Source organism: Pseudomonas sp. EA_35y_Pfl2_R5, assembly GCF_963970805.1.
Classification (GTDB): domain Bacteria; phylum Pseudomonadota; class Gammaproteobacteria; order Pseudomonadales; family Pseudomonadaceae; genus Aquipseudomonas.
In genome coordinates, this window is the sequence record NZ_CAXAOW010000002.1 from 124,043 (window position 1) to 148,617 (window position 24,575).

The 24,575-nt window shown below is 51.3% G+C and carries 23 protein-coding genes; all 23 read right to left on the reverse strand.

Annotated features, from left to right (window positions below; all coding sequences use genetic code 11):
* Position 1: 1 nt before the first annotated feature.
* The 23 genes from AACX99_RS04505 to pseB all read right to left on the reverse strand — a co-directional run bounded on the left by AACX99_RS04505 (position 2) and on the right by pseB (position 24,566).
* Positions 2-1,021, reverse strand: coding sequence for an MraY family glycosyltransferase (locus AACX99_RS04505; RefSeq protein WP_339409847.1), 1,020 nt, complete (start codon positions 1,019-1,021; stop codon positions 2-4).
* Positions 1,018-1,992 (reverse strand): NAD-dependent epimerase/dehydratase family protein, encoded by a 975-nt coding sequence (locus AACX99_RS04510; protein ID WP_339409848.1) that lies wholly within the window; start codon positions 1,990-1,992, stop codon positions 1,018-1,020. Before AACX99_RS04510 ends, AACX99_RS04505 begins: the two co-directional genes overlap by 4 nt.
* Positions 1,993-2,028: 36 nt before the next feature.
* Positions 2,029-3,036 (reverse strand): NAD-dependent epimerase, encoded by a 1,008-nt coding sequence (locus AACX99_RS04515; RefSeq protein ID WP_339409850.1) that lies wholly within the window; start codon positions 3,034-3,036, stop codon positions 2,029-2,031.
* Between the two features lie 16 nt (positions 3,037-3,052).
* Positions 3,053-4,396: a UDP-glucose dehydrogenase family protein gene (locus AACX99_RS04520; protein WP_339409852.1), complete on the reverse strand. Its 1,344-nt coding sequence runs from the start codon at positions 4,394-4,396 to the stop codon at positions 3,053-3,055.
* 78 nt (positions 4,397-4,474) lie between these two features.
* Positions 4,475-5,281 carry a glycosyltransferase gene (locus AACX99_RS04525; RefSeq protein WP_339409853.1) on the reverse strand — a complete coding sequence of 269 codons (807 nt, stop codon included), beginning with the start codon at positions 5,279-5,281 and terminating at the stop codon, positions 4,475-4,477.
* Positions 5,278-6,384, reverse strand: a complete 1,107-nt coding sequence (locus tag AACX99_RS04530) for a glycosyltransferase family 4 protein (RefSeq protein WP_339409856.1) — start codon at positions 6,382-6,384, stop codon at positions 5,278-5,280. Before AACX99_RS04530 ends, AACX99_RS04525 begins: the two co-directional genes overlap by 4 nt.
* Positions 6,385-6,464: 80 nt before the next feature.
* Complete coding sequence (locus AACX99_RS04535; protein WP_339409858.1) at positions 6,465-8,441, reverse strand: acyltransferase family protein; 1,977 nt, start codon at positions 8,439-8,441, stop codon at positions 6,465-6,467.
* 20 nt (positions 8,442-8,461) lie between these two features.
* The gene (locus AACX99_RS04540) at positions 8,462-9,079 is read right to left on the reverse strand and encodes a hypothetical protein (RefSeq protein WP_339409861.1); all 618 of its coding nucleotides are present in this window, start codon (positions 9,077-9,079) and stop codon (positions 8,462-8,464) included.
* Between the two features lie 86 nt (positions 9,080-9,165).
* Positions 9,166-10,302, reverse strand: a complete 1,137-nt coding sequence (locus AACX99_RS04545) for a glycosyltransferase family 4 protein (RefSeq protein WP_339409862.1) — start codon at positions 10,300-10,302, stop codon at positions 9,166-9,168.
* Between the two features lie 90 nt (positions 10,303-10,392).
* Positions 10,393-11,097, reverse strand: coding sequence for a hypothetical protein (locus AACX99_RS04550; protein WP_339409863.1), 705 nt, complete (start codon positions 11,095-11,097; stop codon positions 10,393-10,395).
* 10 nt (positions 11,098-11,107) lie between these two features.
* Positions 11,108-11,755: a hypothetical protein gene (locus AACX99_RS04555; RefSeq protein WP_339409864.1), complete on the reverse strand. Its 648-nt coding sequence runs from the start codon at positions 11,753-11,755 to the stop codon at positions 11,108-11,110.
* Between the two features lie 79 nt (positions 11,756-11,834).
* A complete protein-coding gene (locus AACX99_RS04560; protein WP_339409866.1) occupies positions 11,835-12,704 on the reverse strand; it encodes a hypothetical protein in 870 nt (289 codons plus the stop codon).
* A gap of 22 nt (positions 12,705-12,726) precedes the next feature.
* Positions 12,727-13,476: a glycosyltransferase family 2 protein gene (locus AACX99_RS04565; RefSeq protein WP_339409868.1), complete on the reverse strand. Its 750-nt coding sequence runs from the start codon at positions 13,474-13,476 to the stop codon at positions 12,727-12,729.
* On the reverse strand, positions 13,473-14,855 hold the full coding sequence (locus tag AACX99_RS04570; protein WP_339409869.1) for a surface carbohydrate biosynthesis protein: 1,383 nt from the start codon (positions 14,853-14,855) through the stop codon (positions 13,473-13,475). The genes AACX99_RS04565 and AACX99_RS04570 overlap by 4 nt, the downstream gene beginning before the upstream one ends.
* Positions 14,852-15,985 carry a polysaccharide pyruvyl transferase family protein gene (locus AACX99_RS04575; protein WP_339409871.1) on the reverse strand — a complete coding sequence of 378 codons (1,134 nt, stop codon included), beginning with the start codon at positions 15,983-15,985 and terminating at the stop codon, positions 14,852-14,854. The genes AACX99_RS04570 and AACX99_RS04575 overlap by 4 nt, the downstream gene beginning before the upstream one ends.
* Before the next feature lie 305 nt (positions 15,986-16,290).
* On the reverse strand, positions 16,291-17,346 hold the full coding sequence (gene pseI / locus AACX99_RS04580) for a pseudaminic acid synthase (RefSeq protein ID WP_339409872.1): 1,056 nt from the start codon (positions 17,344-17,346) through the stop codon (positions 16,291-16,293).
* A 2-nt stretch (positions 17,347-17,348) separates the two neighbouring features.
* A complete protein-coding gene (pseH, locus tag AACX99_RS04585; protein ID WP_339409874.1) occupies positions 17,349-17,870 on the reverse strand; it encodes a UDP-4-amino-4,6-dideoxy-N-acetyl-beta-L-altrosamine N-acetyltransferase in 522 nt (173 codons plus the stop codon).
* A 3-nt stretch (positions 17,871-17,873) separates the two neighbouring features.
* Positions 17,874-18,977, reverse strand: a complete 1,104-nt coding sequence (gene pseG, locus AACX99_RS04590) for a UDP-2,4-diacetamido-2,4,6-trideoxy-beta-L-altropyranose hydrolase (RefSeq protein WP_339409875.1) — start codon at positions 18,975-18,977, stop codon at positions 17,874-17,876.
* 5 nt (positions 18,978-18,982) lie between these two features.
* A complete protein-coding gene (locus tag AACX99_RS04595) occupies positions 18,983-21,010 on the reverse strand; it encodes an aminotransferase class III-fold pyridoxal phosphate-dependent enzyme (protein ID WP_339409876.1) in 2,028 nt (675 codons plus the stop codon).
* Positions 21,007-21,882 carry an aldo/keto reductase gene (locus tag AACX99_RS04600; RefSeq protein ID WP_339409877.1) on the reverse strand — a complete coding sequence of 292 codons (876 nt, stop codon included), beginning with the start codon at positions 21,880-21,882 and terminating at the stop codon, positions 21,007-21,009. The genes AACX99_RS04595 and AACX99_RS04600 overlap by 4 nt, the downstream gene beginning before the upstream one ends.
* The gene (locus tag AACX99_RS04605) at positions 21,872-22,408 is read right to left on the reverse strand and encodes a GNAT family N-acetyltransferase (protein WP_339409879.1); all 537 of its coding nucleotides are present in this window, start codon (positions 22,406-22,408) and stop codon (positions 21,872-21,874) included. The genes AACX99_RS04600 and AACX99_RS04605 overlap by 11 nt, the downstream gene beginning before the upstream one ends.
* Positions 22,395-23,564, reverse strand: a complete 1,170-nt coding sequence (pseC, locus tag AACX99_RS04610) for a UDP-4-amino-4,6-dideoxy-N-acetyl-beta-L-altrosamine transaminase (RefSeq protein ID WP_339409881.1) — start codon at positions 23,562-23,564, stop codon at positions 22,395-22,397. The genes AACX99_RS04605 and pseC overlap by 14 nt, the downstream gene beginning before the upstream one ends.
* 3 nt (positions 23,565-23,567) lie before the next feature.
* A complete protein-coding gene (pseB, locus tag AACX99_RS04615) occupies positions 23,568-24,566 on the reverse strand; it encodes a UDP-N-acetylglucosamine 4,6-dehydratase (inverting) (protein WP_339409882.1) in 999 nt (332 codons plus the stop codon).
* Between the last annotated feature and the right edge of the window lie 9 nt (positions 24,567-24,575).

Genomic DNA, 24,575 nt, shown 5'->3' on the forward strand with positions numbered 1-24,575 from the left:
CTCATGCTTGATTCTCCTGTTGGCCCGCATTGAAAAATATAGCCAACCCCAACAACGGAGAATAAGCCAACAATAACGCCAGCACACCATCGATATAACCGGTGGCAGCAACTAAAGCCCAAGGGGTCAACCAAAATAAATTAATGAGTAAAACACCAAATGTTATAGGAAGATGCCGTCCGTACCGACGTGATGCAACCTGATAAGCATGACTGCGATGCGCCTCATATAAAGCCTCACCCCGGAGTAAACGGCATAGCAACGTCCAAGTTGCATCGACAATAAACACTCCAAGTAGAATCAACCAGCTCCATACAAGCGTGGCGGAGAGCCAACCTGCCTGTAGAGAAAAACACGCCAAGACAATCCCAAGAAATCCACTACCGGCATCGCCCATAAAAATTTTGGCTGGGGGGAAGTTCCACCAGATAAAGCCACCTACTGCAGAAGCCATAACCAGCAATACGGCACTGTGATTTATATACCCCAAAACAATATAGATAAGCGCTGCGCCGAGACACACACTAATAGCCTCTGCGCTGGCGAGCCCATCAATACCGTCCATAAAATTATAGAGATTAAGCATCCATACGAGATAAAACGCGCCAATCAAATAACCAAACCATTTAAGGTCGTAAGTAACGCCAAGCATTAGAATCGGCGGCAATCCACTCAGATAAAATAGCACCCAACCAGCCGCAATAAAATGGCCTAATAATCGCCAACGCGCAGCTATATGACCATGGTCATCAAGGAACCCTAACAATGCAACACCACTACCACTACCTAGTAGCGCGCAAAATAACGCCCACTCTACATAGCCCATTTGAAACAGCATAAATAAAGCAATCAAAAAACAAAAAACAATAGCAACACCACCCCCGCGAGGGGTTGGTGCAGAGTGGGAACTACGTGAGTTGGGGATGTCCATCAAGCTACGTGCTATGGCGTAACGCCGCAAAAGGCCTGTAGCCAACAACGCAGCGATAAAAGTAACTACACATACCACAGCTAATATCATTTTCTATGATCCAGATAGCCACTAGCACTTTCTCTTAGAGCGGTAGACGCTGCAACCGGCGGCTGCCAACCCAGCACCGTACGGGCCTTGCCTATATCGATCTGAAGGTCGCCGCAAAGCTGCTGGTATTGGGAATAAACCCCAAGAGTTTTTGCTGCATATTTCATTAAGGCAGGGGAAACGGGAAGCATGAGAACCCTGCGCCCCATACCCTCAGCAAGATACTCGATAAGTTCAGCAATGCTCAAATCATGACCATCAGCCACTAAAAACAGCTGATTCGCAGCAGACGGATGAACAACACTGCAGTATAAAAAATCCAGCAAGTTCTCTAAGGAAATAATACTGCGAAGATTCTTCACCCGCGCAAAAGGCAGAGGTATGCCAAGACTTACGAGCTTCAGCAACCGAGAAAAATTCCCAGGCGCGTGTGCTGAGTAAACAAGGGGCGGACGAACTATAACCAGCTCCATATCGCGCCCGCTTACAAGCGCCTGCAGTGCCATCTCGGCTTCAAGTTTTGATTGCGCGTAATACGCTTGAGGCTCAGGTAGATCTTGCTCAGTATAGGGACCAAGAACACTACTCGGACCATTGACACCAATTGAGCTGATAAAAACAAAACGTCGAACACCCGCCTCTAACGCTTGCCGAGCCAATGCCAAGGTCCCATCAACATTGACCACACGAAATTGCGCCAGTGAATCAATCGGCTGCCTTTTCATTACGTGCGCGCGCCCAGCGGTGTGAATAACTACATCACAGCCAGAGAGTGCTGGTCGCCAATCCGTATTACTCGTGAGACCCTCGATCTTAATCCAGTCCCCTGGACAATCAGGTAACTGACGCACAGCTCCCCGCACTGACATACCACGCTGCCGTAAATATTTGACCAACGCAGTGCCAATAAACCCATTTGCCCCCGTTACCAAACAACGAAGGTTACTGGCGCCATCACAAGAAATACTCACACGGTCACCTAGCCACTGGCGCTTTGCATAATCGAATCAAACGTTATAGAACGCGCGGTACCAAGTAACAAACCGCTTAATCCCCTCGCCCACTGAAACTTTAGGTTTATAGCCCGTATCCCTGACCAAATCCGCAACATCTGCATAAGTATGCTCGACATCACCTGGCTGCAAGGGAAGTAGCTCCTTAACGGTACTCTTACCTAGTGCTTTCTCGATCAGCTCGATGTAGGTAAGCAACTCCACCGGCTCACTGTTACCGATGTTATAAACACGCCAAGGGGACTTACTACTTGATGGGTCTGGTTGCTGCCCAGACCACTCGGAGTTGCCTTCAGCAACTCGGTCGAGGCAATGGACTACCCCCTCGACGATATCATCGATATAAGTAAAGTCGCGCCGGTGCTTACCGTAGTTGAATACCTTCAACGGTTTGCCTTCGAGAATTGCCCGGGTAAATAAGAAGGGCGACATATCTGGCCGTCCCCAAGGACCGTAGACAGTAAAAAACCGTAACCCGGTCGTCGGCAGACCATACAAATGGCTATACGAGTGCGCCATTAATTCGTTGGCTTTCTTGGTTGCGGCATATAGAGAAACGGGGTGATCAACGTTGTCATGCACGCTAAAAGGCATGGTTTCATTGGCACCATACACCGAGCTGGAGGACGCATAGACCAAATGCTCTATCGATTCTCTCCGACAACCTTCAAGAATATTCAAAAAACCCAATAGGTTGCTTTCGGCATAGGCATGTGGGTTTTCTAAGGAATATCTCACGCCTGCCTGCGCCGCTAGGTGGACAACCCGGTTGAAGCCTTCGGCCTCAAACAGCGCCGCCATCGCAGTACGATCGGCAATGTCCATGCGCATAAAACGAAAGCTGGCATAGGGCTGCAGTTCATTCAGCCGAGCATGCTTAAGCTCGACCTCATAATAATCATTCAGGTTATCAATCCCGACAACCTCATCACCGCGGTCCAACAAATAACGACACACATGGAAACCGATAAAACCGGCGGCTCCCGTTACTAGGACTTTCATATCAATCAACCTGTAACTAGAGGGCGGGGTTCAGCGAGTCAGCACGGCCAATGGCGTAGTACATCAACCCGGCCGCTTTAACAGCCTGTGGATCAAAAAGATTACGCCCATCTACAAGTACCGGGCTCACGAGTTGGCCTTTGAGCCAAGCGAAGTCAACCGTTCGGAACTGCTTCCATTCTGTACAAATCACCAACGCGTCAGCGCCTGCGAGGGCTTCCTCACGGCTGCCAACCAAACTCAGATCAGCCCGCTGACCATAGATACGCGCGGTTTCTTTCATCGCCTCAGGGTCAAAAGCCTGGACCCTGGCTCCAGCGGCCCAAAGTGACTCCATTAGCTCTCGGCTAGGCGCTTCCCTCATATCATCCGTATTGGGCTTAAATGCCAGTCCCCAGAGCGCAATGGTTTTACCTTTAAGCTGCCCATCAAACGCAGCACTCAACTTGGTAAACAACACTGTTTTCTGCCGATCATTCACAGCCTCAACGGCATTTAGCAATTGAGCTTCATAGCCAATTTGCTGCGCCGTACGCGCGAGGGCCTGTACATCCTTAGGGAAACAGGAACCGCCATAGCCACAACCTGGATATATAAAATGGAAACCAATACGCGGGTCAGAACCAATACCTAGGCGCACCTGCTCAATATCAGCGCCTAAACGCTCGGCCAGTTGCGCCATTTCGTTCATAAAGCTGATCTTGGTTGCCAGCATCGCGTTAGCTGCGTACTTGGTCAGTTCCGCAGAGCGCACATCCATGAAAATCAATTTGTCATGATTGCGGCTGTAGGGGGCGTAGCACTCACGCATACGCACGCGCACAGATTCAGAATCTGTGCCGATGACAATTCGCGCGCCCTTGGTAAAGTCCTCGATCGCCGCGCCCTCTTTAAGGAACTCCGGGTTCGAGCACACATCAAACGGCAGGCTTATATCGCGCTGCTGTAGCACTGCACTAACCGTATTTTTGACCTTGTCCGCCGTCCCGACCGGGACGGTGGACTTATCCACAATGACCTTATAGCCAGTCATGTGAGTAGCTATTGTAGTCGCCACAGCAAGAACATACTTTAGATCGGCAGAACCATCTTCATCTGGCGGGGTGCCTACAGCGATGAACTGTACCTCACCAAATGCCACACCCTGCGCGGCGTCGGTGGTGAAATGCAGTCGGCCTTCAGCATGATTGCGGGTAACCATTGAGTCCAAGCCGGGCTCGTAAATAGGTAAAACACCTTGCTTGAGCCCCTCGATTTTGGCCTGATCAACATCCACGCACATAACCTGATGGCCTACATCAGCTAGGCATGCGCCTGTAACGAGGCCAACGTAACCCGTGCCGAAGACAGTGATATTCATAAAAGACTCGCCCCACCTGAAAAATGCGGCAACGATACCACAGCACTACTTTCAGACGGCAACAAAGCTTACCCGCTATTACCTTGCAACATCATAGATGAGCTGTTTCAAGCGACTAGGCGCGACCCGCAAGATAAACCGCGCAGTGACATTCAGCATATAGTCGAGCCACCCCAGCAGACCAATCTCGCGCTGGAAACGCAGTAGCCTCAACTCATTAAGAAAATATTGATAGCCGCGACGAGCCATCAACCCTTCTCCCGTTCTCATCCACAGCAGACACTCCGCCTGATTGGCAAAGCGATAGCCACGCACAAGCATCAGCGACCACAGTGCGTAATCCTGTGCACGCTGAAACAGCGGATAGCCACCCACAGCCAGCACCGCAGCTTTGCGGAACACGACAACCGGGTGGCTTATGGGGCTGCGCCGAGTGGCAAAGCGCCTGATATCGTCATGAGCGCACGGCACGTCGCGTCGCGCCAAAACCTGCGACATGCTGCTATCTCGCTCCTCGATACAAGCGCCCAACACATCTACATCAGGATGTTTGGCGAGAAATATGGACTGAGCAGCAAAACGCTCAGGCAGCGCAACATCATCACTGTCCATCCGTGCAACCCAATCATGGCAGCAATACTTAAGACCTTCATTGAGGGCAACTGCCAATCCATGGTTGGCCGGAAGAGCACATAGGACCAAAGGCATGCGGTCCATGAATGAATCAATAACTGCCTCCAACTCTGGAGTCAGTGGCCCATCCTTTACCAAGACGACTTGCTCGGCAGGCTCTGTCTGGTCAACAAGGCTCTGCAAAGACGCTTCAAGAAAAGCAGGTTTCTCGCGCGCATAAACAGACATCAAAACAGAGAAGGCGACACTCACGATAACAACTCTTTGTATAACGCCTGATAGTGAGCTGACATATGTGCAGCACTGAAGCCAGAAGAGATTATGGCTACGGCCTCAGCTCTGGCCTGCGCATAATTGCTATCGTCCAGCCCTCTCAGGCACTCCGCCAAAGCCTCATTGTTCCCCGTCGAAAACAATAGAGAGCGCAAATTGGAACCCAGCAAGATTTCGGAGTGCTCTGCGATGTCACTCAACAAACAAGGTAAACCACAAGCAAGTGCTTCAAGCACAGCATTCGGTAATCCTTCGGCTAATGAAGCAGAAATGAAGTAATCGCTTGCCTGCAGATACTCCTGCACATTAGCAACTCGCCCCAGAAACCTTATCTGGCGAGAGGAGCTGTATCGGCCTTTAAGCTCTTCACGCAAAACGCCATCCCCCAACACCAGAAACTGATCTTCCTTGCGCGCGCCCTCCAAGAAACCATTAATCGCAGTGATCGGATCTTTCCGAGGATCAAGATGCCCTGTGGAAATAAATATCCGCGCTTCCGGTGGCAGCTCCAGACGCTCGCGTAAAAGGGCACGCTTGGCACTATCCGCAAGATGGTAACGATCAACATCTACGCCATTCTGTACAACACGCGCCTGCAGTAAACGCCCTTGGAGCATTCCATGGATAGCGTTGGAAACCAAGGCGACCGCATTGACTTTGCGTAAGTTAAATAGATGCCAGCGCGCCATTAACTCGCCCTGCACGCGCCCAAAAGACATCACATAATCTTTAAAGGGATAGTTGCGTAAGGTCGCGACCTGAACCACCGAGCGAGGCAGCACTTGCACGCATAAACTGTCCGCACGAATACCCTGGCTATGCACTAAAACCGGTTTAATAGCAGACAACCGAGCGCTCAACGCCTTGCGCCCTTTTAATAAACCGCTCAAGCGGCCTAAACCAAGCGACTGAACGTTGATCCCCAGTGCCACAAAATCATCCCAGCGCGACTCGCCGGTTTCCGGAGAAAGCGTCAGGACGAATGGCGTAAAACGTGAGCGATCAAGGTTCTTTACCAAACCAAAGAGCTGATTAGTCGGACCACAGCGCTTTAAGGTAGAAACCACATACAGAACGTTCAAAACGTATCTCCGTCGGCTAAAGCTAATGGAACCGCAACAGCCACATATTTATTTACAAGCAGGCAATCATAAACCGTGGATTAACGCACAACCCCTTTAAAAAATAGAGCAAATTCTTGTGCCATTTTTTCGGATTGATACTGCGTAATATGATGTGAATCCATCATCACATATTCATTCACGTCATCTACTACATCGGCATAGCCGTCGGCAGAATACATAAAATCAAATGGATCCCATGTAAATACAGCTTTATTTTTTTCGAGTAACCCTTGATAAACCAGGTCAAGCCGCTTTCTTGTATGTAAATCTTGAGCCTTGGACACCCGACAGACGCTACGTCCAAAAATTTGAAGCTGCAGTTTACAAGCCTCACTGGCGGCAACGACAGACATAAGTGGTGTATCTTTTATCAGTACAACCTTAACTCCACTAGCCGCTAATTTTTCAATATACACCGAAAGATTTTCTTCAAAAAAAACAGCACGCTTATCTAGCTCAACTGGATGACTCATATCGACATGGCCATCCCGATTCGGATTAAGCCGACCTCGATGCATCGCAACAGCCACCACATCCCCCTTACGCGCGGTCTCCACCACATAGTCTAGCGTCGGCGCCACGGCCTTGCCTGATAGAAAGCTTCGCGGAAAGTCATAGTCACTTGCATTGTGCGCAAACCTTAATGAATAAGGCATTCCCTGAAGCGCTTTTTCCAGCATAAAAGTAAACTGCGCTGCATGAGAGTCACCCAACAGAAATACTGTATGAGGCCGCTCAACTGTGCGCACTGGGTGCAGGCAATCACTTAGAAAAACCTCATCGTTTTCAGCCTGATTATCACCATGACATTTGATTGTACCTGCCCAGGAAGCTGCCGCTTCGATACCCATCAAGGATGCCACGCTCAAATTTTCAACCCGAGCCTTAGGCACCTCACGCACAATCAAATAAGACAGAGGCAGCACTATTAAAATAACCAAACACAATGGCTTAACGCGACCGCTTAAGTAACCTTTATAGCGCATTGGGCGCTCAACGAAATAGTAGGAAAAAAGAGAAAACGCAAAAACGATGACAAGCAAGAAAAAGGAAGCAACCAAGGAATCGCCAACGGTGTAACGCCCCAACACCAAAATGCTCCAGTGCCAGAGATATAGTGAATATGACAACGCGCCAATGTACAAGAATGGAGGCGAGCAAAGTAGTTGGTGCACACCCAAGCTGGGGACCGAGAAAACAATCAAAATAGTCACCAGCAGAACTGCCAGAACAGTTGAACAAGCCTGATACTCAATCGGCACAAAGAACAAGCCTAGCAAACCCAAAAAGGACAACCACAGCAAACCACCGCGCCACCGAATGGACTTCCCATTCAGCCAGTACTTATTTATAAAAATGAAAGCAAATGCCCCAAAACAAAACTCCCAGAATCGTGTAGGCATTGAATAGAACGAAAAAACAGGATGACTCTTAACCAGAAAAAAGTAAGAAAGCAAAGAAGCAGCAGACAACACGACAAGAAGCAGCGTTGTACGAGCCCACGCACGCTCTACTTTCACCAAAGCAAGACCAGTCAACGCCAGTAACGCGGGATAAATGAAGTAGAACTGCTCCTCAACACCGAGCGACCACGTGTGAGTAAATGGGTTTAGATGAGCATCGATAGAAAAATAGTTACTTGCAATTTTCAACAAATAAAGATTGGAAAGTCCAAACAGAGAAAGACCTCCCGTCACAAAAATCTCTCGTTGCGGCCCAGGCGTCAACACAAGGAATAATACAGTGGTGAGTGCAACGCAAAAAATTAAGGCCGGCAACAACCTACGAACACGATTTGCATAAAATGTAGTTAAGTAATCAAACCACCCCTGACTCTTCATAGAAACCAAGCTCTGTGTTATCACATAGCCTGATATCACAAAAAACACGTCAACGCCCAGATAACCTGACGGCATTAACGCTGGATAAAAATGGTTTAATATTACCGCAATTACAGCCACAGCCCTTAAGCCATCAACATCTCCACGATACTTGTATTTAGCAGCGCCAGCCATATAACACCATGCAAGAAAAATTAAGAATACGCGCACTGCATATCAAGAAAAAACTTATTAATCGACGCAACTGCAGAATTATTAACTCGCTCATATTTAACATCTACATGAACAGCTGATATCTGCACCGGAACGCTCCGCAGCCCAAGTAATCGCGCAATAGCGAACCTATGATTACCGTCATCAGTTTTCATCAGAACACCATCCCGCGAAACCGCACAGTTGATCTCACCACCGTATTTACAGCGCCCAAGCTCGGACTGCGTCATCAGCTTTCCGGCATCAGAAATCTGGCGATAAAGCCCCTGCACAGCCAGCATATAGCGGCGTAACTCTTCGTGAGTCTTCATACCCCGCGCTTCGCCACGTTGCTCTAAGCGAGCGAGTAATTGACGAAATTCTTCAAGCTGCTCAATAGGGGTGTTTCCCTCAAGCAACTCGCGGCAACTGATGTAGCGCGGGTCGGTCGCCTCAACCTCCAGAAAGGTTTTGCGCGCCAAATCCCAGTCACCACCGCGCATAAGGGTGCGCTGGACTTGAACCGCTCCACGCAGATTGCATTTGAACTCAATTTTTAGCGGATCGATATGAATGCAGGGCAACAAACTCGCGTTTGGCACGCGAAGCGACTCAAGCATTGTTAGACGGTCGCCATATACGCCTCGAAATAGCCACGAATTAGTGACTGCTTCTAAGCAGCTCAAACGATTTCTCAGCGACGCTCTCATCGCGGTCTATCAGCCAGGCAGGTCAATAGGGTTCTGGCTCTACAACTCCACGTGTATTTGCCCACTAGGTCCGCATAGGCCTGCTCAGCTAAACGCTGACTCAACGCAGGCTCATCACGTAGGCGCACCACAGCATGCGCCCATTGCTCGGGAGAGTCCGCCGAGCACAACAAGCAATTGCCCTCATGCTGCAGAACTTCGCGTAATACCGACAGATCCGACGCCAGGATGGGCTTGCGCGCAGCCATATACTCGAAAATTTTCAGAGGGGATGTCCAGCGCCCAATATCACTACCACCAACGCCCTTAACTACCTGCTGATTAGGCGCCAGAAGCACGTCCATGCCGGACATAAAACCCTGCACATCACCTGGCGGCATAAATCCATGAAAGGTTAAATTGCCTAACCCTTCAGCCTTATTGCGCCACTCACGCAACTGCACGTCAGAGCCACCAACCACATGAAAGTCAACCTCTGCCAATAATTGAGCCAAGGGCAGGACGACCTCCATCCCCTTGCCTTGGTGTAGGCTGCCAACATAACCAACCCTGAAGTCATCCGCTGCAGTTGGACCCCTAGCCACACGTGGCCGATCGGTAACAGGAGGCTCGGCACCATCGGGGGCGACATGAATCATCTCGGCACAAAGCAGCTTCTGCTGTAAATGCCAGTCCTTGAGTGCTTGGGTAATGACGACAAGGCGCTGAAATCGCTTGTGCCGGACAATCCACCTGAACATCAGCCCCTGTAGAACACCCGAATCACGCATAGGCTGGTGCACCTCTAGCACTACCTTCGCTCCAGCCAGCAGCGCACTAACGGCCCCGAGCAGCGAGCGAGAAAATACTAGATCAGGCAGCTGCCGAACTTTCCGCAACTGCACCCACACTTGCCAAGCAAAAGCATATGAAGGCTTCAGCCAGGACATTCCTGCTAGCCAGCACAGATCGAAACGAGGTGATACACCGTAATAACGAAATATCTCTTCGGCGGATAAGGTTATTTTCTTTTCAGGCAGCCAGAGGGCAACTTCACATCCTTGAGCCGAAAATGCCTCACACATTTTCATCACATGAACACTATTGGCTGCTTGCGATGGAATATCTGACTGCGCAAGATAAAGCAGCTTCACACGTACACTCCAAAAACCGACTGCTTTAGGTCGACCAGGACAGCATGTTCGGAATCATCCTCACTACACGCGCCACTACCAATCGCTAACTTAGGCATAACGTGCCTCAACATCCGCGATTAGCTGGCGCACAGCAGGAAGCCCCCTCTCAGATAAAGACCGCAGGTGCTCAGCATGGATAACGGCGAGATGCACAGGTATTGAAGTCAGCCCCAGATAGCGCGCCGCCGCAAAGCGGTGGTTACCGGCATTGATCTTGATGAGGTTGCCATCGCGGTCAAGGGCGCACTCCACCTCTCCCTGATAGCGGCTGCCGCCGAGCGCTGCCTGGCTTTTATAACCGTTCTGTCGCATTGCAAAATAGAACGCCTGACGCGCATGAACATGCGCCATGGCATCAGCTTCGTTCCGACAGCCGCGGTAACTACCACTGTTGCGAATAGCCGCCATGATCAGGGCATACTCCTGTGTTGCCTCAAGGTCGATATGTGCCTCCAACAACTCCCGACATGACACATATTTGGAGTTACTGGTTTCGACCTCTGACAAAGGCTGCCGCGCTTGGTCCCAGTCGCCGGACAAAAATAAAGCATTACCCTTCGCTGGCTTAATCGCCACGCTGGCCGCGTAGATAATCTTGTTAGGGTCAACATGTATCACCGGAGGCAACAACAGATTAGGCACCCTGACGTTGGCAATACACCGAGGGCCGGCCAGTAGCTGCTTGGCCGTATTGGTAGTGATCAGTCGATATAAACGCAACCGCTGCACCATGCGCTTTAGCAAGGTCTTCACATGCTCACCGTCAAAACGCCAGCGACTGTAGAGAGCGCACGATATTGGCCGCTGCTGAGCCGGAACTCGTGCCACCCATCGCCGCAAGCCAGTCCGGATGAATATGCCGAACCAGTACAGGCACTCGCTCCACACCCACCAATTGAGCAATAGCCAGGCGATGGCGACCTTTCTCTTCTTTTATCAATCGTCCGTCGCGCGCCACCATCACGCAAATGGGGTCAATGGCCTTGTCTGCTTGGTACCCCTCAGCAGCCATACTTTTAAACACACGAACGTAACCCGCGAACAGCTGATCAATAGCTTGCTCGGAGTTCAATAAAAGCGACTTGTATGAGCGCTGTTTGCCCGCCTGTAGATCGGCCAGCAACACGCGATAAAAATCTATGTTCTTGTACTCGAAAGCACAGGCCTGTAACTCAGCGAGAAACACATACACCGGGGTACTGGCAAAAGGGACGCTGGCGCGATCCCAATCACCCGGCAACACAAGCGGAGCACGCCCCTTAATCAGTGGATAAAGCGGATTCTTCTTTAACCACGGGCGTAACCAAGAAGCGTGCACATGCTTATATTGCACATAACCCGGCAAGCCATAGCCGCTCACAGACTCAGGCCTTACCTGGATCTGCAACGCCTCGGATAACGTTTCACGCAATGGATCCCGCCCCAGGGCAGCGAGCCTGCTTCTTATAGTTCTCATGGCCCATCACACCCCATGTACAAAAACACACGACTCAATGCAAACGGCACAGCGAGGCTGCCAGCTTGAAATCATTGGCATCCAAGGCAGAGCCCAACTGCCGCAGGCGCCATGTTTTCTCAACGAAACTCATCGGCACATCAAGCGCAGTGCTACTTGAGGGCAAATCACGCTTAAGTAGCGAATTACGCGCATCCAGAATCCAGCCAGCGCCTACACCCAGCAATTCGTTGTCAATAATCAACCAATGGCCGGTGGCATGCTCACGAATCAGGTTCGCAGCAGATAGATCCGGGTGACTCAAAAACTGTGGGACGGCTCCAGCAGACAATAGGGCCTGATACTCGATTTGCCACTGTTCAACAAACGCGCCAACATCGCCCCAATGTCGCCATACACCCAGGCGTGCCAACAGGTAATCATTCAGGTAACAAAAAGCACCTGCGTATTGACTGGCCAACGCCAACAACGACGGCTCGTGTTGATTACCGATAATAAATGAAGAGACCGCTTCGCTCGCCTCAAGCTGCTGAGCATGTGGCAATGCAGCAACCGGAGCACCTTCCACCCAAGCCTCGACAACCAGGTGCTCATCCGCAGTGATAACCGGCGCAAACTCACAACCAGCAAAGGGATGGCCCTGCACCGCTAAACGTAAGTCAATCTGGGCTTTGGAAAACGCGCTGTAAATTTTTACTTTGCGCCCCTGACACATGCCCGCAAACGACAAGCGCCCAGCTTTGGTTACGCCTGGCTGGTGATAGCCGCCCAAGGGCTTGAGGTCCGTTACCAGGCAATCGGCCACGCGAATCGTCCCTGGAAAAGACGACAACGCCCGCCGCTGACCTGCAGCCTGCAACCTACCACCGAGCTTGCTCAATACTGTTGCGAGAATGTCTGCCACGTGCGCGTCCTGATTCGGTTGTCTATCGCCCAAGCAGTACCAGCAGGCGGCGCTTCACTAACACCTTAAGCGCTCGATACAACTCAGCGGCGCGCATATTACGCCAGTGCTTCTTGAAAAAAACCCAATTTCCCACTGCCAAGCTATGGCGTGCCCGCCCACCCGCATGGTCACACAGGATAGCAATCGCCCGCGGCTGTGAGGCCAAGCGCTTACCCGCCAACAACATGCGCGCAGCCAGATCACGATCTTCTGATGCAGGCATGGCCTCATCAAAGCCACCAAAGGCCAGAAACACCTCACGCCGAATGGTCAGGTTCTGCCCGCCAAAGCCTGGGTTGGAATAAAACACTCGGCGTTGCTCTTCAGCCCCATCCGGCAACACTTTATATGGCTGAGCCTCCTGCCCCACAGGCTGGCGCATCAACTGACCAAGCACGGCATCAGCTGCTGTTTCCTGAAAGCGCTCAATCACCCGCTCCAAGTAATCGGGCTGCCACAAATCGTCATCATCAAGAAAAGCTACCAACTCACAGGCAGCAGCCTGTGCGCCAACGTTACGTGCCCGCCCGGGCCCAATTCGTGGCGCCGTGCGGATTACCCGAACCCGCTCGGCCAATCCCTCGGTATGCGCATCCTCACGGCCATTGTCGACCAGAATAATTTCGCTAGCCGAGACTGTTTGTGCAAGCACGCAATCAAGCGAACGCTGCAATAAAGCACCGCGATCTGCGGTGGGGATAACGACTGTAATAGTGCGCTCAGCACTCATCTTGCTACTTTCTCTTCAGAGACAGGGGCCCAACAGCCATCAATTTCAACCAGATTAAAATCACGCTCAATCACAGTACCCAAAAAATCAGGGCGCAATTTTTTTATAGCTTTAAGAACTTCAGCCTCGTGTATACCACCAAGCATTTTACGCCTTGCTTTAGCCAGTTTATCTCTTGCCAGACCCCAGCCTTTCATTTCACGATATTCATTCAAATAACACACTGCGAAACGGAAAAAACGCAAAAACGGATTAATTCGGAAAGCACCCATAGGCTGGACATTAATTTCTTCAAGGTGCTTTACAATTTTGGTACAAGCAAGGTCATCATCAACAAGAATCCGGTCAGAAACGTCTACTTCCTTTGAGCTCAATCCGCCTTTGTACATCTCGACACACAGCGCCAATAGCTCATCATAGCTAGAGGCGGGTCTTGAAACCTTATACGTTAAGGTTTCAAATTTAGGCTGCGAATGATCACCTACAAGGTAAACAGAAGGTATACCTGCCACATGGGCTTGAACAGCTGTCGTGCAACCACGATGAACAAGACCTGCGGCAGCGTATAGCCAAATACCGACCTCACCCTCAAAAATTATCTTAACTTTTTTTAGCCCACTTAGTCTTAGAGTCCATTCCGAAATTTCCTCAGCAGGATGGGGCCTAATTATTAAAGGTGGGAAACGCTCATCCGTGTCAATACGCCTAACAAAATCAACAAAATCGTTAAAGTCATTATATGCTGACCAAGCCAGCCTCTTATAGTTATCAACATCAATATCTGATGTAGAAATTTTCTGAAAACGCTCAATTTCCTGTAAAACTCTTCCCTCAGTCAAAAAACCAAAATCAGAAGAAAAAAGGATGAATTTTCCGTAACGCGCTCGAATTTCATCGCCGTCACATGAATACTGGCCTCTGAATTCGGAGCGCCACAAGTCAACTCGAGGCCACCCAGTGACAAATACACGACCAGCAAGACCTGGCCGAGCCTGCTCTAATTTATTTTGGTGCTCATGCCCGATAACAAACAACTTATCGATCAAGCTTTCTGTACCAGGATAAATACGCCGCCTACAGTACATATCGAGATCATGAACTGCGGGGCCCATTTCCTCATCCAGAACAACAAACGAATCGACTTTTTCCTTTATTTTCGCCAAATCGCTTATAGATTTACCACCCTTGTAGAAATAGATCCCTCCTTTTTCCTCTGTTGCCTCAAGAACTAAGCGATCAATTGAGCGCTTGGTTCCCATGTAGACACGAAATCCAGACTCTGCGGCAATAACAGCTATCAAAACCTTCGACTTAAATTCTCTGGCTTTAATTTCTATAGGTAAATAAAGGGTCGGCTTGGCTGATTTCAGCGCGTTCATTGCATACTCCTCAGCCGAACAGCAAGAGCTATACTGGAGTCGGCATAGCGACTATCACTCTGTGACTCATAACGAGGCTGAACTTGTGACCGCTGCAGCGCTATGTCCAACCGTTCGAGCAACTCGGGAATAGGGATGCTTAAGTCGCCTAGGTAAGCATCGACCTGCTCACCGAGTACAGCCGTACAAAACTCGCGAACCTTGGGGTGGCGGTTAAGTGCAAAAAATGGGGTCCCGGACAAATAGGCCGTGATCACACCATGTAGACGCATAGATATGTAAAAACTACAGGAGGCAATTTTTTCAGCAGTCGCACGTACATCACCCCTGTAGTCATGCAGCTCGATCAACTCCGGCTGCATAGCAGCTTCACGCAAGCGCTTATGCAGACGGTTGTCGGCATATTTGTCGCCGGAATAAAGTGCAGCCAACATTACTTGACGGCCGTTAGCAGTCAGGTAATTCAACATCGCCAGCATTTTGGCGAACTGCTCACGCTGTTGTTGCTCTCCTAGTTTCGGGCTGAGGATAAAGGAGACCCCAACCTGCTCAGACCGCTTTACAGCCGAGAACAGTTCAGGACGCAATGCACGGACCGAAAAAGCCAAATCCCGGCCCTGTATAACTTCGGGCCCACCCACTTGGCGGGCAAAGTCAGCAGAAGCTGCGTCCCGGCAATGCACCACATCCAATTCAGCCAGAAAAGCTTTTGCTTGCCGTTCAGCCTGGGTATCAGGAAAGGGACCGAGCGACACGCCTACCGCAGCCGACAATAAGGAGCTGCTTGAACGCCCACGGCGGAAGTTATGAAGCAGCTCATGCTTCCAGGCAATGCTATTGCCTGAATGCAGTACGGAGCCGCCGCCAAAAAACAAGCTGTCATATTCAGAACAGGATTGCGTATAGCGTTTGTAAAACCTAACCCAGCGTGACTGCCCGGCTACATTACAAACCCTTAGTGGACCATCGCCAGATCCGCGATAGACAGGTTCGCTTCCTGCCTCGTAGTAACTCACTGAGCCCACTGCAGACGCCTGATACAGTTCCAAACGCAGACCGTAGGAAAGCAGTTCGTCACCAAAGTTACCGCGACCAACCCATGCACTCACCAAAGGGGACATCGTTCTCATGCATTTACCATTCTGACTACTGCCATCCGCTAAGGCTCAGGCCTGAATAAAGGTTTGTGCAACTCAACGCACTACACAAAACATAAGAGCAGTCCCGCCATACACGGCCCCACCCGACGTGATGCTCACCCTGATTTCGATCTTGGCTTGAACCCTGGGGGTAAAAGACCGGAGCATAGGCTGCCTGCTCACGGGTCTACCCCCAACCAGAAACGTTCGTTGTTCTTCAATACAGCCGTGCTCGCTTACCAGTTGTCACCACATCTCATCAGCCGTGCTCTGAGCTAAGTTCACCTGCTCCAGGGTCACAGCAACGCCTCATGGGTAACCGGCATCCCGTAATGCACATCACAGCTCAAACGCTTGCCAATAACCTGATCCAGCATTTTCGGCGGTAACCCAAAACCGGGTCGAACACTGCGTACCATCTCGGGCGTAATCACATCACCCGCTTTGCCTGTTGCGACGAAGTACAGCGAGCGGCGGAACTGGGCATTACCTTGTTCACTGGACTTGCGCCCATAGTCCACACGCCCCAGTGTTTGCCACGCTGTACGGCTATCACGGCACAAGGCGCTCAGTTCAGCCGGTTCCAGGGAGAAACTGTCGTCAGGGCCACCGCCACTGCGGTTCAGAGTGAAGTGCTTTTCGATGATCGAAGCACCCAGCACCACACTGGCAATAGCGGTGGTGTTATCCAGCGTGTGGTCGGACAACCCCGTCACCAAGCCAAAGCGTTCGATCATGTCTGGCAGGGTGCGCAGGTTGTAATCTTCAGCAGGGGCCGGATAACCGCTAACGCAGTGCAGAATGGCCAGTTCTTTACAGCCACCGGCGCGTGCTGCCTCAATGGCCTCCTGGATTTCCTCGGCATCAGCCATGCCAGTGGAAATGATCATCGGCTTACCGGTAGCGGCCGCGTACTTAATCAGTGGTAAATCCACTGCCTCGAATGAGGCAATCTTGTAGGCCGGCGCGTTGAGGTCTTCGAGCAGGTCCACTGCAGTTGTGTCGAATGGGGAGCTGAAGGTAGTGATACCCAGCTGCCGGGCATGCTCAAACAACACGGCATGCCACTCCCAAGGCATATGCGCTTCTTCGTAAAGTTTATATAGCGTCTTGCCGTCCCACAGCCCGCCACGGATCTGGAAGTCGCTAGAATCGCAATCCAAGGTAATGGTGTCTGGGCGATAGGTCTGTAATTTAATGGCGTCAGCGCCGGCTACTTTGGCGGCAGCCATGATGCGCTTGGCGGTTTCCAGGCTGCCGTTGTGGTTGGCTGACAGCTCGGCAATCACATAGGGAGGCTCATTCAAGCCGATACGTCGCCCGGCAATACTGATAGAGGGATGCACTGACATACTCAACTCTCCGAAGCGCCCCCGGACCATTCATTGGCCAGGAGCCCGAAACAATAAACGGCATGATACCGGCTGCCGTCGAAATAATGATCACGTAACACGCCTTCTTGCTGGAATCCCAGCTTTTCGTGAAAGCGGCGTGAACGCTCATTGAAGCTCAAGGCTTCGGCGCAGACTTTATGCAGCTTCAAGCTGCCAAAGGCGTAATCCAGGGCGGCCCGACCTAGTGCGCTACCCGTCCCTTTCTCGGCATCCGGGGCCAGATAAAACCCCCACTCCGCAACAGCTGAATCCCGCAATTGATGAAAGCTGACAAACCCTTGTGGTTTGCCTGCGGGCTGATAGATGAGTAGATGACGTTTGGCGTCCTGAGAGGCATTGGCAAACCAGCGTGCATGCTCAGCGGGGCTGATCTCATGCTGGTTGTACATATAACTGCGCACGCCGTCATGGTTACGCCACGCCAATACGAGGGGCAGATCATCCTCTTGCAAGGGGCGCAGCAGTGGCGACACTTTACTCACAGATTAACCCCACACATCAAAAGCCTGGATAACCGCCTGCACACCCTCACCATTGGTAACTTGAGCGGCGGCAGCGGACATTTGGTTAAGGCGATGCGGCTCATTGAGTAATGGAGCTAGCAAGGCTGGTAAGCGGCCTGGAATATCCTCAACACAAGCAATGACCTGCGCCGCCCCCGCTTCTTGTAAGCCAGCAGCGACTGTGAGTTGGTTTTCCGCCAGCACTACCATGATTGAAGGAAGCCCTAGACTGCAGCGCTCCCAGGCTGTCGAGCCCGCAGCGCCAATTGCCAAATCCGCTCGCGCCATCAGCTCCGCCATATTCTGACTATCAACCAGTACCTCAGCACTCAACGGCAACTGCAGTACCTGCTGACGTACGGCGTGCAGCCAAGGTGCCCGACCGCCCATAACCACAGTAATTTGCAGCCCCGCCAGATACTCCATTCCGGCAAGCGCTTTCAATACTTGAGTCGTGGCATTGGCCTGATCAACGCCGCCCATGGTAATCAGCACCTGTTTTACCGCCGTTAGATCAGCACGGCGAGCGAGGCTACTAAGCCGTAGTAGTGGAAACTCAGGCCTGAGCAAGGCAAATTGGGAACCGCACAGTACGTTGCAACCTTCAGGCACCAGGGCGTGGTATTCAGCGTCATTGCGTCCAAATGTTTGATCCAACAACAAATCGCAGTCGTGACTACGGTCGGCAAGATCATCAATTACCATCAAGCGCTTAGTGAATGGCCGCAGTGCCTTGTGCCAACGAACATCCAACGCATAGTGATCAACAACCAGCCAGTCAGGCTGTATACCACGTAGTACATCGATGCTTTGTTGAGCATCTTCTGACTGTGACGCGCCCAACCAGCCTGCATGAGCCAAGATATTCTGCTGCTCAGGCATTGCCTCAACACGAGGAGTCAGTGCCAGCGGATGAATGATGTGCCCGGCGGCGCGAATCTGCGCGAGCATATGCCCAGGATGCTCGCGAAAGAGGAAGTGGCATTCAGCACCCTTCTCACGCAAAGCATTCGCCAGAGTTAGGCAACGCATGACATGCCCGCTGCCCATTTGCAGCGAGGCATCAGCCCGAAAGGCGACCTTCATCAATTTCAGTTCAGGCGCTTGAAGCCGCCGTGACACACCGGCCCTTTCAGCAAGCTCTGCACTGAACGGCCCTCTTCACACTCTTTGATCAAGGCAAAAATCGGGTCAAGAGCAGCAAAGTAGCCGTCTACAACCTCAGGCGTATGCTGGGTACAGACATACACACTGGTGCCAGCCAAATAGCCTTTGCCGAGCATTTCTTGGGTAATCAGTGTTTTGTAGGCCAGATTTTCAGGGCTATTGAAGGCAAACCCCGTCAATGCCGGAAGGCCGCTGGTGGTGATGGAGAGTTCATGCTTTTGCGCCAATGCCTGCCATTTGGCAGTGATATCAAGGCCGGTCTGGGTGATGCTTTCCCATGACTTCACGCGTTCCATGACTTCCAGGGTTTTCAGCGCAGCTGTCGGCCCAATGCGCTCGGTCCAGAAGGTACTGCTGATAAATGTACTTTGCGCAGCTTCCATCACCTCGCGCTTGCCAATAGTCGCGGTGAGGGCATAGCCGTTACCCAACGCCTTACCAAACATGGCCATATCTGGCTCGACACCATAGAGCTTATGTAGGCCGCCGAAGGTCTGGCGGAAACCGGAAGTGCACTCGTCAAAGATCAATACAATGCCGCGCTCGGTTGCCAGCTGTCGCACCTTGTGCAGGAAGTTATCTTCCGGGCCACGGTTACGCGACACTTCCATCTTGATCACCCCAATATCATGGGCGTCGACCAAGGCCAGAAGCTCGGCAAAATTATTGTAGTTAAACGGGAACACCGTCCCTCGCAGGTTCGCAGGAACACCTTTGGGCTCTAGCCCTGGCAGCAGGTGACCTGCAAGGTTTTTGTCGTCGCCCAGATTGGCGGACAAGTACCAGTCGTGCCAGCCGTGGTAACCACAGATGGCGACCTTATCGCGGCCAGAGGCGGCGCGGGCAATACGAATGGCAATGGCATTCGCTTCACCGCCGGAGCGAGCAAAGCGAACCATGTCAGCCCATGGGTGCAGCTCGACCAGCTTTTCAGCCAGGTAGACTTCTTCCGGGCAGTTGAATGTCGACATATTGCCGCTGTCGATGGTGCCGCGCACCGCATCATCAACCTCCGGATCGCCATAACCCAAAGTGTTGGTGCCGATGCCCATAATGAACATATCGGTATATTCATTGCCGTCCAGGTCCCAGACCTTACAGCCCTTAGCCTTGCTGAAATAAGCCGGCCACTGCTCCGGCAGAAACATTTCTGCGCGCTTGGAAAGAAGCATATTGCCGCCAGGAATTACTTGCTTGGCGCGTTTCCACAATTTCTGACCGGTGCCCATCACGGCTCCTTCATTTCGTTTCAATTGGTGGTTATCCGCAAACATTTGTGGCTGTGTGCGCTGCAACTCAAGCACCTGCGGCCAGCTGAAGTGCTTATCCGGAGTGAAGTGCGCGAACACCCGCTCAATCACCACAAAATCAGCCGGTTCATCAACAGTCCAGCGCAGCCCTGACAGATCTTCAGAGTGCTCAAGTGAGGCTTGGCTGAAGCGTCCTGACTCACGCAGATAAGGCGTGACATGCTCATGGTCAAATGCCAGCTCGGTTTCTTGCGCTGCCTGCTCTAGGGCGGAAAACCGAAAGACTTCGATGTCTAGGCCATCTGGGTACGTTGCAGGCTTAACGTTGCTCAGGTAGTCAACATCAGATGCTAGAAACTGGCTGATTGCCTGATCGACCAGAGCAGGGTCAACCAAGGGGCAATCCCCAGTAATGCGCACAACGACATCTGCGGCGCTCTGCTCACCAGCAAGCAAAAAGCGGGCAAGTACATCGTCTTCGCTGCCTTGTATGCAGCGGTACCCCAAACGGCGTACGTGCTCCGCCAGGGGTGAATTACGTGGGTCTTCAGACGTCGCCAGAACGATTTCATCCAACTTCGTGGCCCGCGCAAGCCGCGCCAACAGCAGCTCAATCATGGGGACGCCACCGATGGGCTTCATCACCTTGTTCGGCAAACGCGTCGACCCCATACGGGCCTGCACAACAGCAACGACTTTCATAACTGATTCCAGCGCGAGGGGTTCAACAAATCAGGATCAATGCTGCGCAGTGTTTGGGGGATTGCGGGCATCGGGCCATTCGCCGCTGATGCAATTTCCTGGAGCTGAACAGCTGTATCAACCCCAACCACCACCCGAGATATTGCATTGAACGAAAGTGCATGACGCAAGCACGCCTGAACAGGCGTTACTCCGCCCGCGTCTAACCAATTGTGCCATTCCTGCCAGAGCGCACTCCAACGCGAAAACTTATGTGGCCGCTCTGTCGCCGTCATCAACAAAAGCCCCTGCATAAACACGGAGCGCACATGAAGCTCGGTACCACGTGCCGATAACCGCTGAAGCCAGCCAGAGTCTGTAAGGCGGGCGTCCAGAATATTGAAAGGTGCCTGTACCAGATCAAAGTCCATCGCCGCACAAAGCGTATCTAACTCCAGCGGTTCGTAAATCGAGACACCGATTTGCTCTACAAGGCCTTGGGCTTTCATTTCAGCCAAACCTCGATAGAGCTCAGCACCTTTTGGACCAAGCAGTTGCTCCGGTCGATGCAGCAACAAGCCCCGCACCGTACCGCACCGCAAACGACCTAACGAACCCACCAATTGCTCTTCGACCCAACCAACGATATCCGCACAATCGTCCGGGAGGGCCGGCAGTTTGGTAATTACCTTGAAGCCGTCAAGATCAATCTGGCCTAGGGTCGACTCACTCTCACCGTATGCAATAGCGGTATCTAAGGTGTCGATGCCAGCATGGCGAGCGGTTTCAATAATGCTGTGCGCTTGAGCGAGGTCCACTTGCCCTTGCCGATTGGCTACTCCGTAGTTCATGCCAAACTGAACGGTACCGAGAGCAACCTTACTAGGGGCCATATACGAATTCACTTTTTAATATTGCCAACCAGAAACAACTCTCGCGCCGCCCGTCTAAAATGAAACTTTTTCGGAAAAAACCCTCCACAGAGTAGCCACATCGCATTAACGTCTTAAGTGACGACAAATTACTCTCATAACAACCAGCTTCAATACGCTCCAAACCGAGTTCAGTAAAACCAAACTTGCTTACTAAAGAAATTGCTTCAGACGCAAAGCCCTTGCCCCAAAATGATTTATCGCCAATAAAAAAGCTGATCTGACCCGTTTTATACCGCCAATCAATAAACCCCAACTTAATATTTCCGATATGACGACCATCAGACTTCAGAAAGATCCCAAACAGATAAGCAGTAGAATCACCAGACACCAACTCAACAAAATTACAACAGCTTTCATAAGTATTTATTGAATGCCTAACTTCCATATACCTGTTAACTTCCGGATCATTCAACCAATCAACATACTGCTGATCAACATCGGAGACATCAAGCTCTCTTATATAAATATGCTCACTGAAAATCATGAGAAATACTTCTTTTAAGGACATCAGCTATATAATTTTGCTCGCAATCAGATAGATCAGGAAAAAGAGGCAAGCTGATGGCTTCAGAGTAGTAGTGTTCTGATTCAGGAAAATCACCCTGAGAGAAACCTAGGCGCTGATAGTAGGGCTGAGTGTGCACTGGAATGTAGTGCAGGTTGACACCAACCCCCTGCTCACGGAGTGATTGAAAAACCTGAAGATGACTGCTGGTAATCCTGTCCAACTGCAAACGAATTACGTAGAGATGAAGGCCCGAATAACTATCAGGATGCTGCCATGGACAACTAACGGGCAGCTCAGCTAGTAACTCGTCATAACGCTTGGCGAGCTCATGACGACGTTGCACATACTGATCCAGACGTTGCATTTGGCTAATGCCCAGTGCGGCCTGCAACTCGGTCATACGATAGTTGAAGCCAAGTTCAATTTGTTGGTAGTACCACGGGCCATCGGCAGCATGCGTCATCTGTGCTGGGTCACGAGTGATGCCATGACTGCGCAGAAGGGCCAAACGCTCTGCAAGCTCGGCATTATTGGTCAGGGCCATACCACCTTCAGCAGTGGTAATGATTTTCACGGGATGGAAACTGAAGACAGTGACATCACTGTACTTGCCGCTACCGATAAACTCGCCCTGATATTTCCCACCAATAGCGTGTGAAGCATCCTCGATAATCTTAAAGCCATAACGCTGGGCCAATGCATGGATTGCTTGCATGTCGCACGGCTGCCCACACAAGTGAACAGGTACAACCACTTTAGGCAGTTGCCCCTCACGTTCAGCCTGTTCCAATTTACGCGCTAGCGCCTGAGGACAAAGGTTGTAAGTGCGCGGGTCGATATCCACAAAGTCAACTTCGGCTCCGCAATAGAGCGCGCAGTTAGCCGATGCAACAAAGGTGATCGGCGTTGTCCACAAGCGGTCGCCGGGGCCAAGCCCCAGTGCCAAACAGGCAATGTGCAGTGCTGACGTGGCGCTGTTTACCGCCAAGGCATGGCGAGCCCCTACATGCTGCGCCACGACCTGCTCAAATCGAGGCACCATCGGGCCCTGAGTGAGAAAGTCTGACTGTAGAACTGCAACAACCGCATCAATGTCGGCCTGGGTTATGTCCTGGCGACCATAAGGGATCATGAATCAGATGCTCCCGATTTTTTCACGATTGAGATCAATCCAGCCCTGCAGATCGTCATCGCTCATCCATTCGGAATTGTTATCGCTGGCATAAACAAAGCCTTCAGGAACCCTCTTGCCATCCTTGATTCGCTTAGGGCAAGTGGCCCAACCGTGAATGGTGGGTAAAATCTTGAAGTGCTCGGGGTATTCATAGGTGTAATACGCGTCTTCGGCGCTGATCATCTGCTCATGCAGTTTCTCACCCGGACGAATTCCAACAATTTCTTGTTTTGCATCAGGCGCCACGACACGTGCTAGGTCGGTGACTTTCATGGATGGGATTTTTTTTACGTAGATCTCGCCGCCCTCCATGTCCTCGAAGGCGTGCCAAACCAGTTCGACGCCCTCCTCCAAAGAAATCATAAAGCGAGTCATACGCTCGTCAGTAATCGGCAGTACGCCTTTGTCTTTAATGGACATAAAGAAAGGAATAACCGAACCACGCGAACCCATAACATTGCCGTAACGCACCACGGAAAAGCGCGTTTCATGACCACCCACATACGAGTTTCCGGCTACGAACAATTTATCCGAAGCCAGTTTGGTCGCGCCGTATAGGTTAATTGGGCTACTAGCCTTATCAGTTGAAAGCGCCACCACACCCTTCACGCCCTTATCAATGCATGCGTCAATTAGGTTCATGGCGCCATTGATGTTGGTTTTCACACACTCAAACGGGTTGTACTCAGCAGTAGGAACGATCTTCGTTGCGGCCGCATGCACAACATAGTCAACACCATCTAGAGCGCGGTATAGACGATCCTTGTCGCGCACATCGCCGATAAAGAACCGCACACGATGATCGCCCTCAAACTTCTTCGCCATATCCCATTGCTTCATCTCATCACGGGAGAAGATGATGATTTTTTTGGGGTTGTACTTGGCGAGGGTCATAGGCACGAAGGTATTACCGAAAGAGCCGGTGCCACCTGTTATGAGAATAGTTTTGTCATTGAACACTGCTGCTGC